This window comes from Pseudomonas sp. NPDC089743 (assembly GCF_044748785.1).
In the GTDB taxonomy this organism is placed as follows: Bacteria; Pseudomonadota; Gammaproteobacteria; order Pseudomonadales; family Pseudomonadaceae; genus Aquipseudomonas; species Aquipseudomonas putida_X.
The window spans coordinates 89,895-103,011 of record NZ_JBIVGS010000018.1; the positions used below are offsets into that span (position 1 = coordinate 89,895).

13 protein-coding genes are annotated in these 13,117 nt (G+C 61.5%); 7 read left to right on the forward strand and 6 right to left on the reverse strand.

Annotated elements, in window-relative coordinates; genetic code table 11:
* Positions 1–49: 49 nt before the first annotated feature.
* Both ACIPZC_RS23200 and ACIPZC_RS23205 read right to left on the reverse strand, forming a co-directional pair.
* Complete coding sequence (locus ACIPZC_RS23200; RefSeq protein ID WP_400629770.1) at positions 50–1,744, reverse strand: hypothetical protein; 1,695 nt, start codon at positions 1,742–1,744, stop codon at positions 50–52.
* Positions 1,745–1,931: 187 nt separating this feature from the next.
* Positions 1,932–2,474, reverse strand: coding sequence for a phage infection protein (locus ACIPZC_RS23205; RefSeq protein WP_400629772.1), 543 nt, complete (start codon positions 2,472–2,474; stop codon positions 1,932–1,934).
* A gap of 341 nt (positions 2,475–2,815) precedes the next feature.
* On the opposite strand from ACIPZC_RS23205, the gene ACIPZC_RS23210 reads away from it, so the two are divergent.
* Entirely contained in the window at positions 2,816–4,882 is a 2,067-nt protein-coding gene (locus ACIPZC_RS23210; protein ID WP_400629774.1) for an AsmA family protein, read from the forward strand.
* 32 nt (positions 4,883–4,914) lie between these two features.
* On the opposite strand, the gene ACIPZC_RS23215 is transcribed toward ACIPZC_RS23210, so the two are convergent.
* Both ACIPZC_RS23215 and osmE read right to left on the reverse strand, forming a co-directional pair.
* Positions 4,915–5,445, reverse strand: a complete 531-nt coding sequence (locus ACIPZC_RS23215) for a bacterioferritin (RefSeq protein ID WP_241806219.1) — start codon at positions 5,443–5,445, stop codon at positions 4,915–4,917.
* Between the two features lie 48 nt (positions 5,446–5,493).
* Positions 5,494–5,835: an osmotically-inducible lipoprotein OsmE gene (gene osmE, locus ACIPZC_RS23220; protein WP_241806218.1), complete on the reverse strand. Its 342-nt coding sequence runs from the start codon at positions 5,833–5,835 to the stop codon at positions 5,494–5,496.
* Between the two features lie 125 nt (positions 5,836–5,960).
* Here osmE and ACIPZC_RS23225 point away from each other — a divergent pair, with 125 nt between their 5' ends.
* Entirely contained in the window at positions 5,961–6,851 is an 891-nt protein-coding gene (locus ACIPZC_RS23225; protein ID WP_400629777.1) for an alpha/beta fold hydrolase, read from the forward strand.
* Here the strand turns inward: ACIPZC_RS23225 and ACIPZC_RS23230 are convergent.
* A complete protein-coding gene (locus ACIPZC_RS23230) occupies positions 6,832–7,725 on the reverse strand; it encodes a DMT family transporter (protein WP_400629779.1) in 894 nt (297 codons plus the stop codon). The two genes, ACIPZC_RS23225 and ACIPZC_RS23230, sit on opposite strands and share 20 nt — an antisense overlap.
* 143 nt (positions 7,726–7,868) lie before the next feature.
* Between ACIPZC_RS23230 and ACIPZC_RS23235 the strand changes: the two genes are divergently transcribed.
* The 3 genes from ACIPZC_RS23235 to ACIPZC_RS23245 all read left to right on the forward strand — a co-directional run bounded on the left by ACIPZC_RS23235 (position 7,869) and on the right by ACIPZC_RS23245 (position 10,085).
* Positions 7,869–8,657, forward strand: coding sequence for an AraC family transcriptional regulator (locus ACIPZC_RS23235; protein WP_400629781.1), 789 nt, complete (start codon positions 7,869–7,871; stop codon positions 8,655–8,657).
* A 64-nt stretch (positions 8,658–8,721) separates the two neighbouring features.
* Complete coding sequence (locus tag ACIPZC_RS23240) at positions 8,722–9,006, forward strand: PsiF family protein (protein ID WP_267819054.1); 285 nt, start codon at positions 8,722–8,724, stop codon at positions 9,004–9,006.
* A 71-nt stretch (positions 9,007–9,077) separates the two neighbouring features.
* The gene (locus tag ACIPZC_RS23245; RefSeq protein WP_400629783.1) at positions 9,078–10,085 is read left to right on the forward strand and encodes an AI-2E family transporter; all 1,008 of its coding nucleotides are present in this window, start codon (positions 9,078–9,080) and stop codon (positions 10,083–10,085) included.
* Between the two features lie 118 nt (positions 10,086–10,203).
* On the opposite strand, the gene ACIPZC_RS23250 is transcribed toward ACIPZC_RS23245, so the two are convergent.
* Positions 10,204–11,469: an Hsp70 family protein gene (locus ACIPZC_RS23250; RefSeq protein WP_267819052.1), complete on the reverse strand. Its 1,266-nt coding sequence runs from the start codon at positions 11,467–11,469 to the stop codon at positions 10,204–10,206.
* 164 nt (positions 11,470–11,633) lie between these two features.
* Between ACIPZC_RS23250 and cbpA the strand changes: the two genes are divergently transcribed.
* Positions 11,634–12,587, forward strand: a complete 954-nt coding sequence (gene cbpA, locus ACIPZC_RS23255; RefSeq protein WP_241806211.1) for a curved DNA-binding protein — start codon at positions 11,634–11,636, stop codon at positions 12,585–12,587.
* 2 nt (positions 12,588–12,589) lie between these two features.
* Positions 12,590–12,895: a chaperone modulator CbpM gene (locus ACIPZC_RS23260; protein WP_012316438.1), complete on the forward strand. Its 306-nt coding sequence runs from the start codon at positions 12,590–12,592 to the stop codon at positions 12,893–12,895.
* Positions 12,896–13,117: the final 222 nt, after the last annotated feature.

Consider the following 13,117-nt stretch of genomic DNA (forward strand, 5'->3'; position numbering starts at 1 on the left):
GAAACCTGCACTTTATTGGCTCATGGCCAAAAGTCAAAAAAAAGCAGTTTCAAGCCGCTTGCTCGTTGAGGTGGCGCGCCGCGTAATGCTCAATGTAGTTATCGCCGCTGATGGGGACCTCCAGCATCTTCATGTCCATGTTTGCCAGGCGCTTGAGAATGGAGGGCGCATACTTCACCAACAAGGCCTGTTTGCGTTTGGCCCAGCTCCGCACTTGCCTGGCCGAGGCCGCCTGGGTACGCAGCAGGGCCACTGCGTGGTGCTCTAATTGGTTCAGTAAGTAGACATCGAGGATCACTTCATCCAACGCGTCGTTTCGGGCATTGGCCAGGTATCTCACGCAGGGCATGCGCACCCCCAGCAGCCTGGCCAGCAACAGCAAATCTTCGGTCTGCATGTGCCGGTTCGGTGTTCTGGCAATGCCCGAACGCAGGGCTTCGATGCACGCATCCAGGTGTTTGAGCAGGCGCTGGCGTTGTTTGCCAGTGCTGGCCTGCGTGCTGGCAGGGGCTGCCTGTTTCAGTGAGTAGGAAGCGGCTTTGAGCATGATGACCATGTTTTCGCCTTCGGCTGTGATCGCGCCGTTGTTGGTCAGCAAGTAGCCGATGATCTTGTTCGCCGAGAACATCCCTTGGGCTCCGCACCGTTCACGGCACCGCGTCAGGATGTCCTGGCTGCCCCAGGTCGAAACCGCCTTGAGAATCGCCACCTCGTTAAGCACTTCGGGGGGCAAAGGCTTGATTGCATCACTGCCCAGCCCCGCGACGATGTGTTCCAGCCAGGCTGCGTGGACCAGGGTGGTCGCAACGTCGATGGCCATGGGGTGGCGATAGGTGGGATAGCTGAGCAGGTTGACCGGCCCCGCTGGGCTGAAGCTCTGGCGTTTCTGAGCGTAAGCGTAATTGATCTGCAGGCCCGCCATCGCTACTGCAAGGGAGCAACTGGCCATACACAGCTTGCCGGACTGAACGCGTTCGACCGAGCTGAGGAAGCGCTGGCTGCGCGTGTTCGTCAACCGCAGGCTGCCGTCGCGGTCGAGTTCGATAATCCCTCGCTGCAGCAGTGCCTCGTACGGGAGTTCGACGTTATCGAACGAGGTCATGGCATTGTCCAGGTGCAACCCCGGCTTGTGGCCCAGCGCCGTGATTCGAATGCCGGTGCAGGCGGCGCCATCTGCCTGCAGTGGAACCAGGAATGGCAGGATGCCGACGAACTGATCCTTGACCATCAGCCGTGCCATGACGACCGCTATTTTGGGTAGCGAACTGTGCGTACTGTTCGGCATGAACTTGTAGGACTGGGCACTGGGAGAGTTAAGCATGAAGCGCTGTCGTTCAGGGTGGTAGTGCGCTTCGGTTTCCAATGAAAAAAGATTGCTTCCGTACCCCAGTTCAGTTGCCAGGTACACACCGATTGCCGTGCCATCGTTCAAGCGGCTGTAATGTTCACGCACATAGTCACTGTCATCGCCCAGGGATTTGATGGTCCCCATGCACAGGTTGTAATGAATGGAAATCATCGATGCCAGGGCGCCATCATGGATGGCACAGACTGCGTGGAGCTGGAGCAATCTGGGCAGGTCGCACAGCAAGGTATCACCCCGCATGCTGGGGTGCGCCAATACATCGATCAAGGCTTGCTTGGCATCTTCACCGGTCGTGATGGGCCTGGCGATGCGGGCCAGAAGTTCTTCGTCCAGCCAGTCCGGCCTGAGTGCTATCAGATCAGTTGTGGGATTTGTCATGCCAACGCTCCATCGCCTCATTTGTCTCAACTTAACAATGGCGATGGGGGGCTGAAACTGGCAGAAATGATAGGTACTGGTGCAACAGGCGGGCATGCAATACCCCCGTAAAACAAAGCCCGGTCAAGTGACCGGGCCGGGAGGGGCGCAAGCGCTGTACTGCCAGTTGTTCTTTTCGGCCATGGCGTCAGCTCACGCGGCTGATTTCGACCAGGCGGTCCGAGCCACCTTCGGCAACATGGCCACTGCGTTCGATCAGACGGTCAGAACCACCTTCGGCAACACGATCATTGCGTTCGATCAGACGGTCAGAACCACCTTCGGCAACACGATCATTGCGTTCGATCAGACGGTCAGAACCACCCTCGGCAACACGATCATTGCGCTCGATCAGACGGTCGGAACCACCCTCGGCAACACGATCATTGCGTTCGATCAGGCGGTCAGAACCACCCTCGGCAACACGATCATTGCGCTCGATCAGGCGGTCAGAACCACCCTCGGCAACACGATCATTGCGTTCGATCAAACGGTCAGAACCACCTTCGGCCACACGATCACTGCGTTCGATCAGGCGATCCGAGCCACCTTCGGCAACGGTTTTCAAGGGCTGGGCGACTTCCACAGCGCTGGAGCGCGATTCGGCGGTCAGGTGCTGGTCGGCTGCAGGCACGGCAAAAGCGTTGGCAGCAAGAATGGACAAGGTCAGGGTCAGTAGTTGGCGTTTCATGATTTGAGTGCTCCTCAGAGGGGCTGGAAAGTGGGTACGGAGCCAATGCTACGCCCGGTAACGCCAGAGAGAAGTTCATACGGATAATGGTAACAATCGATGCCATTGATAGCCGTCCAAGATGGCTCTGGCACGCGGCCTTCAAGTCGATGTGTGGCTCATTGCCACTGTTGCTTTCACGTCACGGCGCACCTGCTCTATGGGCAAAACCTGAACAATGAGCCAAGAAAAACTTCGCTATCATGAGCTTCACCGATAAAACCCTGCGGGCTTTCATCAGTCCGAGACAGTGAGTGCCATCGTTGCGCCGTTATGCGCCAAGCCGTCAGGAGAATCACGCAATGACGCGTCCCGCCAGAATCCTCGTCTGGACCCTTACCAGCCTGCTGACCCTGCTGGCGATACTGGTGGTGGTGATCGCCACCTTCGACTGGAACCGCGTCAAGCCGCTGCTCAATGAGAAAGTCTCCGAAGCGTTGCACAGGCCGTTCGCGATCAATGGCAACCTGGCGGTGCATTGGCGTACTGAGCCGGAAGAAGGCGGGTGGCGTGCCTGGGTACCGTGGCCGCACTTCACTGCCGAGGACCTGACCCTGGGCAATCCCGATTGGCTGAAGGAGCCAAAGATGGTCGGCCTGGAGCGTGTGGAGTTTCGTCTGGCGCCGCTGCCACTGATATTCCAGCAGATCGTCATCCCGCGTATCGACCTGGTCAAACCCACCGCCAGCCTTGCTCGGCTGGCCGATGGCCGCGCCAACTGGACCTTCGACTTAGGCCCCAAGGATGAGAATGCGCAGCCCTCCAAGTGGCAGTTGGACATCGGCGCCATCGGTTTTGACCAAGGCAATGTAAGCCTGGACGACCAGACCCTGAAAACCAGCATGAAGGTGCAAATCGACCCGCTGGGTAAACCGATCCCGTTCAGCGAGATCGTTGGCAAAGCCAGCGCGCAAAAGGCCGGCGGTGCGCAGGATTACGCCTTCGGGCTCAAGGTCCAGGGCCGCTACAAAGGTCAGCCGGTTTCCGGCACGGGCAAGATCGGTGGCCTGCTGGCGCTGCAGGACGCCAGCCAGCCGTTCCCGCTGCAGGCCGATGTGCGGGTTGCCGATACCCATGTCGTACTCGCTGGCACCCTGACCGACCCGCGCAACCTGGGTGCGCTGGACCTTCGCTTGCGCCTGTCCGGTGCAAGCCTGGGCAACCTTTATCCGCTGACGGGGGTGACCCTGCCAGATACCCCGGCCTACTCGACCGATGGCCACCTCACGGCCAACCTGCATGCGGCCACGGGCGCGACCTTCAACTACCAAGGGTTCAACGGCAAGATAGGTGACAGTGATATCCACGGCGACCTGGCGTTCACCGCAAGCCAGCCACGGCCGAAACTCTCCGGCAAGCTGGTGTCCAATCAGCTGTTGTTCAAAGACCTGGCACCACTGATCGGTGCCGACTCCAACGCCGAGCAGAAGGCCCGCGGGGGCGCCAGCAAGCAGCCTGCTGGCAAGGTGCTGCCGGTGGAGGAGTTCCGCACCGACCGCTGGCGCACCATGGACGCCGACGTCGAGTTTGCCGGCAAGCGCATCGTTCACAGTGAACAGTTGCCATTCAATGATCTCTCCGCCCATGTGATCCTCGATGACGGTCTGCTGCGCCTGGATCCCCTGCGCTTTGGCGTGGCCGGTGGCAACCTGGCATCCAGTATTCGCCTGGATGGCCGCAGCGTGCCGCTGCAGGGGCGCGCCCGTCTGACCGCACGCGGCTTCAAGCTCAAGCAGCTGTTCCCCACCTTTGCGCCGATGCAGACCAGTTTTGGTGAGCTCAACGGCGATGCCGATATCACTGGCCGCGGTAACTCGGTGGCGGCGCTGCTGGGTACGGCCAATGGTGACCTGCGCTTGCTGATCAACGATGGCGCGATCAGCCGCAGCCTGATGGAGATCGCCGGGTTGAACGTGGGCAACTATGTGATCGGCAAGCTATTTGGCGATGAGGATGTTCAGATCAATTGCGCAGCGGCCGATGTAGGTATCAAGGACGGGCTGGCGAGTACGCGCCTGTTCATATTCGATACCGAGAACGCGATCATCTATGTCAATGGCACCGCCAACTTCGCCAGCGAGCAGCTGGATTTGAAGATTACTCCGGAGTCGAAAGGCTTGCGGCTGTTCTCCCTGCGCTCGCCGCTGTATGTTCGCGGGCCGTTTGCCAAGCCCGGTGCTGGCGTGCAGGCGGTGCCGCTGGCCTTGCGCGGGGCAGGCATGGTGGCGTTGGGTGTGGTGGCAGGGCCGGCGGCGGGGTTGTTGGCGCTGGTAGCACCGAGCAGTGGCGATGAGCCCAACCAGTGCACGCCGTTGTTGCAGCAGATGAAAGCCGGCAAGGCGCCGGCTGAGGTGAAGGGCAAGAGGTGAGTGAACAGGGGCCGCAAAGCGGCCCCTGGTGATTACAAGCCTTCGAGAATATCCGACATGTCGTCGGCGTGTTCTTCTTCCTGAGCCAGGATGTCCTCGAAGATCCGACGCGTGGTCGGGTCCTTGTCACCAATGTACTGAATGATCTCGCGGTAGCTGTCGATCGCGATGCGTTCGGCCACCAGGTCCTCCAGCACCATCTCCTTCAAGGTGTTGCCCGCTACGTATTGAGCATGGGAGTTCTTGGTCAGGTTGTCCGGGTTGAAGTCCGGCTCGCCACCTAGCTGCACGATGCGCTCGGCCAGTTTGTCGGCGTGCTCGGCCTCTTGGTTGGCATGCTCGAGAAACTCCTCGGCAGCCACGCTCGCCTTGATCCCGCTGGCCATGAAGTAATGGCGCTTGTAGCGCAATACGCAGACAAGCTCGGTGGCCAGCGACTCATTGAGCAGGCGCAGGATTTCCTGGCGGTCGGCGTGGTAACCCTCGGTCACCGCACCTTGCTCGACGTGCTCACGGGCACGCTTGCGCAGGGTTTGCACATCGGTCAGTTCAACGTTGCTCATGGTTATCTCCAGACAAATCAGGAAGAGTGGTCAAGGTATTACGCAGGCTCAGGCGCCGTGTACGGCTTCGCTGTCCTCTTCTCGTTGTTTGCAGGTCTTGAAGCCCTTGGCATCGACATGGCCGGTGGCATCGAAACGCACGTAGTAAGGCTGCTGATGGCCATCGCGGTTGAGGATGTAGTCGTTGCAGGTGCCTCCATGCGGCAGGTCGATGGCATTTGATGGGCTGCCACCGATGGCGATGACTTTCTGCATGGTCATGCCGTTTTCAACTTGCTTGACCAGTGGCTCGTCGCGGAAGGTGACGTAGTCCACAGGGTTTTCCGGGCGGCTGCCACAGGCGGCCAGGGTCGCGCTTGCCAGAAGGATTGCCAGGGTCTGTTTGTACATGGTCCCGCTCCTTGCTCCAGGGTCTGTTCTGGTTTGGAACCGCGCGGCGCGTCAGGAGTTCGATTGCGATGCTCATTCAGGCCGCTGTAGTGTTGGCGGGTCGTCCACGCAAAGGGGCTGGGCCCATGCAGCAGGAATTGGCTACGCGATACCCGTTGGTGCTGGTGCCGGGCATGCTCGGCTTTGTCAGGGCGTTGCTGTATCCCTATTGGTTCGGCATCGTGCCGGCCTTGCGCAAGGGCGGGGCGCAGGTGTTTCCCGTGCAGGTATCGCCCTTGCACTCCAGCGAAGTGCGCGGTGAGCAGTTGCTGGCGATCATCGAAGACATCTGCCAGCGCACCGGCGCTGACAAGGTCAACCTCATCGGCCATAGCCAAGGCGCCCTGAGCGCGCGATATGCCGCTGCCAAGCGGCCAGAACGTGTGGCATCGGTGACCTCGGTGGCCGGGCCCAACCATGGCTCGGAACTGGCCGACCACCTGGCGCGTACAGCGCCGGGCGATTCTGCTCGAGGGCGCATCCTCAGGTCGGTTCTGCACGGCCTGGCGGTGCTGCTGGGGTGGCTGGAAACCGGATGGCGGCGCGCCCCATTGCCAATCGACGTGCATGCCTCGCACCAGTCGTTGACCAGTGCCGGCGTAGCGCTGTTCAACCAGGCTTATCCACAGGGCCTGCCCGACACCTGGGGCGGCGAGGGGGCGGCAGAGGTCAACGGCGTCCGTTACTATTCGTGGTCAGGCACATTGCAACCAGGTTTCACCGACCAAGGGCGTAACCGCTTTGACGGCAGCAACCGCTTCTGCCGCCTGTTCGCCCGCAGCTTCGTCAAGGAAAAGGGCCAGTGTGACGGCATGGTCGGGCGCTTCAGTTCGCACCTGGGGCAGGTGATCGGTGATGACTACCCGCTGGACCACCTGGACATCGTCAACCAGTCGCTCGGCGCCGTGGGCAAAGGCGCCGAGCCGGTGCGCCTGTTCACCGAGCACGCCGCTCGCCTCAAGGCTGCGGGGCTGTAGCCCGGCGGCGCACGGGGGTGCTCCAGCGTTCGGCGAGGATCACCCCGGCCAGGGTCAGCAGGCCGCCGATCAGGTGGTAGCTGGCCAGTTGCTCGTCGAGCACTGCGGCTGCGATCAGCGCGGTCACCAGTGGCAGCAGGTTGAAGAACAACGTGGTGCGGCTTGGCCCCAGGCGTTGCACGGCCTGCATCCACACCAGCGGCGCGATCATAGAGGCCAACACACAGGCGTACAGCACCAAGCCCACGTTATGCACGTTCAGGCCGGTCTTTTCAGAAACCAGGAACAACGGCAGCAAGACCATGATTGCTACCAGCACCTGCAGATACAGCAACTGCAAGGGTGGCAGGCGCAGCTGCCATTTCTTCAGCAGGAAGCTGTATAGCGCGTAGGCCAGGGTGGCCACCAGCATCAGCAGGTCGCCACGGTTCAGGCCTTGCTCCAGCAAGATGCCGGGCTGGCCGGCGGAGACCACTTCCAGCACGCCGATGAACGACACCACAGCGCCGGTCAGCGCACCGTAGCTCAGCCGCTGGCCGAGCCACGCGATGGACAGGGCCAGCGACATCAAGGGCATCAGCGAGAGAATGATGCCCATGTTGGTGGCGCTGGTGATGCTGGCCGCGAAATAGGCCAGGCTTTGGTAAAGGGCCATGCCGAGTACGCCAAGGACGAAGATTCTGGCCAGGTGCGGACGGATGGCGGCGCGGTTGCGCCACACGGCCGGTAGCAGGAATGGGGTGAACAGCAGCCCTGCGAGCAGCCAGCGGTAGAAGCCGATCTCGGCAGGGTGAATGGCACCTGCGGACAGCTTGGTGACCACGGTGTTGCCGGCCCAGATGAGGATGGCGGTAAGGGGGTACAGGTAATTCATGACGCAGCGGCTCTCGGATGCTCACTAGCCCCTGTGGCAGCGTGCCCGCTTGCACAGAGGTTGTAGGGTGGCCCGGTATTATCGGATGTCTGTCAGCAAGCCTATACTCTTATCCAGACAACCTGCCCCTTGAAGCAGACAGCATGCGCCGCAAATACCTCGACATCCCCCAGTTCGACCTGCTTCCTGCGCCGGTGTACCTGCGCCACGACGAATTCGGCGCCGATACGCACAGCGCGCCGCACCGCCACACCTGGGGCCAGCTCAACTACACCGCCCATGGCGTGATGCACCTGGACGTCGACGGCCAGCGTTTTCTGTCACCCCCGCATTACGCTGTGTGGGTGCCGCCGGATACCGAGCATGGTTGCTACAACCCGCAGGCCATCGTGTACCGCTCGGTCTATCTGGACCGCAGCCTGTGCGCCGGGCTACCGCAGCAGCCGTGCAGCCTGGTGATCAGCGATATCCTCAAGGCCATCCTCGGCGACTTCGCCCGCCGTGATGTCAAGGTGGCGCAGGACGAACGCGACCAGCGCCTGGTGCAGGTGCTGGTCGACCAGTTGCTGCAGGCACCCACCCAGACCTGCTACCTGCCCTTCGCTCATAGCGAGGGCATGCGCCAGGTGCTCGATGCCCTCGTCGCCGAACCTGGTGACAACCGCCCGCTGGCGGACTGGGCGGCGCAGGTGCATGTCAGCGAACGCACCCTGGCGCGGCAATTTCTGCGCGAGCTGGGCATCAGCTTTGGTGAGTGGCGCCTGCGCCTGAGGTTTTTGCGGGCCATCGAGGCGCTGGAGGCCGGTTTGCCGATACAGGCCATCGCCTTCGACCTCGGCTACAGCAGCGCCTCAGCATTCATCGCCATGTTCCAGCGCCAGGCCCATTGCACGCCAGAGCAGTACCGGCGGCAAGCGCGCACGGGTGTGTAAAATTTGTTGTCTACACTCATCTGCGACACCGTGCATCGGGCGCGGGAGAGAAGGAGACCACTCCATGAAGATGCTGCACATGCCATTGCTGGCGTTGGCCGTTATGTTCAGTGCGCAGGGATTCGCCGCCACCGCTCAACAGGAAAAGATGACCTCGTGCAATGCCGATGCTTCTGCCAAGGCGCTCAAGGGCGATGAGCGCAAAGCCTTCATGAGCAACTGCCTGAAGAAAAGCGTACCGCCCACCCAGCAGGAAAAGATGAAGCTCTGCAACGCTGACGCCAGCGCCCAGGCCTTGAAGGGCGATGAGCGCAAGGCCTACATGAGCGACTGCCTGAAGAAGAAATGACCTGCGCCTATGCCTGTAGGACGAAGGCTGGCAGACTGCGGTTCTTTTCCGTTGTCTGCCGTTGAGGCTGTATGACCTTCACCCCCCGCCAGGTCACCCTGGCCAGCTGGTTCATCGTATTTGCCGGCCTGCTGCTGGCGCTCCCTCTGAAATTGTTACCTAGCTTGCTGGCCGGGTTGCTGGTATTCGAGCTGGTGAACATGCTCACACCACGCCTGCAGCCGATCATTGCCGGGCAACGCGCGCGCTGGCTGGCGGTGGCGCTGCTGGGTACCCTGGTGGTCAGCACCCTGACCTTGCTGATCGCCGGCGCGTTCAGCTTCCTGCTGCACGAGGCAGAAAACCCCGGCGCCTCGCTGGACAAGTTCATGGCCCTGTTCGAGCGTGCCCGTGGCCAGTTGCCGCCGTTCATCGAGGGCTACCTGCCGGCCAGCGCCGCGGAATTCAAGGTGGCCATCGGTGACTGGATCAAGAGCCACCTCAGCGACCTGCAGCTGGTAGGCAAGGGCATGGCGCACATGTTCGTGACGCTGCTGATCGGCATGATTCTCGGCGCGATCATTGCGTTGCAGCGCATCCCCGACATTTCCCGGCGCAAGCCGCTGGCTGCCGCCTTGTTCGAGCGCCTGAGCCTGTTGGTGCAGGCGTTTCGCAACATTGTCTTCGCGCAGATCAAGATCTCGCTGCTCAACACCGTGTTCACCGGCATTTTCCTCGCTGTGGTGCTGCCGCTGTTCGGTGTGCACCTGCCGCTGACCAAGACGCTGATCGTGCTGACCTTCCTGCTTGGGCTGTTGCCGGTAATCGGCAACCTGATGTCCAACACGCTGATCACCATCGTTGGCATGTCGCTGTCGATCTGGGTGGCGGCGGCCGCGCTGGGGTATCTGATCGTTATCCACAAGGTCGAGTACTTCCTCAACGCGCGGATCGTGGGCGGGCAGATCAGTGCCAAGGCCTGGGAGCTGTTGCTGGCGATGCTGGTGTTCGAGGCGGCGTTCGGCCTGCCGGGCGTGGTAGCGGGGCCGGTCTACTATGCGTACCTCAAGAGTGAGCTGAAGCGGGCGGAGCTGGTTTGAAGCGGCAAGCTTCAAGCTGCAAGCTGCAAGCTGCAAGCTAAAGCCGACCGCGGTGGGCGTTCCATCGCCAATCGGCTTGTAGCTTGTAGCTTGTAGCTTGTAGCTTGCGGCTTGCAGCTCAGCCGTAACGTTTGCGTGCTTCGATCGCCAGGCCGCTGCCGATGCTGCCGAAGATGTTGCCCTCCACATGCCGCGCATTGGGCAGCATTGCCGCCACGCTGTTGCGCAGCGCCGGAATGCCGCTGGAACCACCGGTGAAGAACACCGTGTCCACCTGGCCTTCGCTTACACCGGCTTTGGTCAGCAACTCCGTGACGCTGCCACGCACCCGCTCCAGCAGCCCTTCGATCGCGCCTTCGAACACCGTACGGGTCAGGTCCACGCCCAATTCGCGCTCGACGCGGCCGAGGTCGATACGGCGGCTTTCGTGGTCGGTCAGCTCAATCTTGCTGGCCTCCACCTCCATCGCCAGCCAGTGCCCGGCCCGCTGCTCGATCAGCTTGAACAGACGGTCAATGCCCAGCGTGTCCTCGATGTCATAGCGCATGCTGCCCAGTGCCAGTTGCGACTTTTGCGAGTACAGGGCGTTGATGGTGTGCCAGGTGGCCAGGTTGAGGTGATAGCTGGTCGGCATCAGCGCACCGCTCTTCATCCGGCTGCCGTAACCGAACAGCGGCATCACGCCCTGCAGGCTCAACTGCTTGTCGAAGTCGGTACCCCCGATGTGCACGCCGCCGGTGGCGAGGATGTCGCTTTGACGCTCGGCTACCTGGTGACGTTCAGGTGACAGGCGGATCAGGGTAAAGTCCGAGGTGCCCCCGCCGATATCCACGATCAATACCAGCTCTTCACGGCTGATACCTGACTCGTAGTCGAACGCGGCGGCAATCGGTTCATACTGGAACGACACGTCCTTGAAGCCAATCTTGCGGGCCACGTCGGCCAGGGTGTCTTCGGCCTCCTGATCGGCGGCCTGATCTTCGTCTACGAAGAACACCGGACGGCCCAGTACCACCTGATCGAAGCTGCGGCCGGCAGCGGTTTCGGCGCGGGTTTTCAGCTCGCCGATGAACATGCCCAGCAGGTCCTTGAACGGCAAGGCGCTGCCCAGCACGCTGGTGTCGTGCTTGATCAGCTTGGAGCCCAGCAGGCTCTTGAGCGAGCGCATCAGGCGGCCTTCGTAGCCTTCGAGGTACTCGTGCAGTGCCAGCCGGCCATACACCGGGCGGCGCTCTTCGATATTGAAGAAAACCACCGAGGGCAGGGTGATCTTGCCGTCTTCCAGGGCTATCAGCGATTCGACCCCGGGGCGGTGCCAGCCGACGGTAGAGTTGGAGGTGCCGAAGTCGATGCCCAGGGCACGGGCCGGGGATACGTCAGACATGGGAAAAGGGCTTCCGGAGGCAAAACGGCCGCGCAGTTTATGCCACTTGGCCAGAGAATCAAGACCGGTCGTCTGCCTTGAAGCAAAGCCAAGCGAACCTTGAAAGGCTATGCTTGACCCTTATCTTCAGATGCAACATGAAAATTCACATTGGTGATCCATAGATGGACTTCAAAGACTACTACAAGATACTCGGCGTAGAGCCCACGGCGGACGAGAAGGCGATCAAGGCCGCGTACCGCAAGCTGGCGCGCAAGTATCACCCTGACGTCAGCAAGGAGCGCGACGCCGAGGAGAAATTCAAAGAGGCCAACGAGGCCTACGAGGTGCTTGGCGACGCCCAGAAACGCGCCGAGTTCGACGAGATCCGCAAGTACGGCGGCCAGCACGGCCGGCCATTCCAGGCCCCGCCGGGCTGGGAGAACCGTGGCGGTGCGGGTGGTGGTTTCGAGGGCGGTGATTTCTCCGACTTCTTCAGCTCGATCTTCGGTGCGCGGGGCGGCAACCCGTTTGGCGGCGCTCGGCAACAACGCAGTGCCGGCAGGCGAGGGCAGGACGTGGAACTGGAACTGGCGATCTTCCTTGAGGAAACCCTGAGCAAGGAATCCAAGCAGATCAGCTTCCAGGTGCCGCAGACCAACGCTGCCGGCCAGCGAACCGGGTTCACCACCAAGACCTTGAACGTGAAGATCCCGGCTGGCGTGAGCGACGGCGAGCGCATCCGCCTCAAAGGCCAGGGGGCACCTGGCAGCGGTGGCGGCGCCAACGGCGACCTGTTCCTGACCATCCGCATGGCACCGCACCCCCTGTTCGATGTCGAAGGCCAGGACCTGATCATCACCGTGCCATTGGCACCGTGGGAGGCCGCTTTGGGCACCAAGGTGGCGGTGCCGACCCTGGACGGCAAGATCAACCTGACCATCCGTCCCGACAGCCAGAGCGGCCAGCGCCTGCGTGTGCCTGGCAAAGGCCTGGCGAACAAGCAGGGCGAGCGCGGCAACCTCTACGCCCAGCTCAAGGTGGTCATGCCGCCGGCATCCGACGCCTCTGCCCGCCAATTGTGGACCCAGCTTTCCGAGAAAGCGGCGTTCAACCCGAGGACACAGTGGAGTAAGTGATCATGAGCAGCACCCTGATCGTTCAACTGGACATGCGCACGCTTTGCCAGGAGGCCGATATCACGGCCGACTACGTGGTCGAGATCGTCGAGCACGGCATCGTTGAACCTTCGGGGCGAACGCCGGAGGAGTGGTTGTTCGATGATCAGGCGCCGCTGCTGGCCAGGCGTGCGGCGAAGCTGCACCAGGAGCTGGAGCTGGAGTGGGAAGGGGTGGCACTGGCGCTGGAACTGTTGCAAGAGGTGCAGCAGTTGCGCAGTGAGAACAGCATGCTCAAGCAGCGGCTGGGCAGGTTTACCCAAATGTGATGTCGACTGCACCGGCCCCATCGCCGGCAAGCCGGCTCCCACAAGGGATGGCGCAGGGCGGCTCCACAACTGAGGCCCCAGCTGGGGGAAGAACTGCCTTGCTCAATTTCTAAAGCCGGCGCGATCGGTGGACTGCCCCCAAGAAGTTGGACACCAATCCAACCCTTGGGGGATCTATGGGTAAGTACACCGAGCAATTCAAGCTCACAGCGATTACAGCTT

What these genes read in the sequence shown, in the direction of transcription:
- ACIPZC_RS23200 (WP_400629770.1), bottom strand. Translation starts at nt 1,744, where the DNA reads ATGACAAATCCCACAACTGATCTGATAGCACTCAGGCCGGACTGGCTG.
- ACIPZC_RS23205 (WP_400629772.1), bottom strand. Translation starts at nt 2,474, where the DNA reads ATGAAACGCCAACTACTGACCCTGACCTTGTCCATTCTTGCTGCCAAC.
- ACIPZC_RS23210 (WP_400629774.1), top strand. Translation starts at nt 2,816, where the DNA reads ATGACGCGTCCCGCCAGAATCCTCGTCTGGACCCTTACCAGCCTGCTG.
- ACIPZC_RS23215 (WP_241806219.1), bottom strand. Translation starts at nt 5,445, where the DNA reads ATGAGCAACGTTGAACTGACCGATGTGCAAACCCTGCGCAAGCGTGCC.
- osmE (WP_241806218.1), bottom strand. Translation starts at nt 5,835, where the DNA reads ATGTACAAACAGACCCTGGCAATCCTTCTGGCAAGCGCGACCCTGGCC.
- ACIPZC_RS23225 (WP_400629777.1), top strand. Translation starts at nt 5,961, where the DNA reads ATGCAGCAGGAATTGGCTACGCGATACCCGTTGGTGCTGGTGCCGGGC.
- ACIPZC_RS23230 (WP_400629779.1), bottom strand. Translation starts at nt 7,725, where the DNA reads ATGAATTACCTGTACCCCCTTACCGCCATCCTCATCTGGGCCGGCAAC.
- ACIPZC_RS23235 (WP_400629781.1), top strand. Translation starts at nt 7,869, where the DNA reads ATGCGCCGCAAATACCTCGACATCCCCCAGTTCGACCTGCTTCCTGCG.
- ACIPZC_RS23240 (WP_267819054.1), top strand. Translation starts at nt 8,722, where the DNA reads ATGAAGATGCTGCACATGCCATTGCTGGCGTTGGCCGTTATGTTCAGT.
- ACIPZC_RS23245 (WP_400629783.1), top strand. Translation starts at nt 9,078, where the DNA reads ATGACCTTCACCCCCCGCCAGGTCACCCTGGCCAGCTGGTTCATCGTA.
- ACIPZC_RS23250 (WP_267819052.1), bottom strand. Translation starts at nt 11,469, where the DNA reads ATGTCTGACGTATCCCCGGCCCGTGCCCTGGGCATCGACTTCGGCACC.
- cbpA (WP_241806211.1), top strand. Translation starts at nt 11,634, where the DNA reads ATGGACTTCAAAGACTACTACAAGATACTCGGCGTAGAGCCCACGGCG.
- ACIPZC_RS23260 (WP_012316438.1), top strand. Translation starts at nt 12,590, where the DNA reads ATGAGCAGCACCCTGATCGTTCAACTGGACATGCGCACGCTTTGCCAG.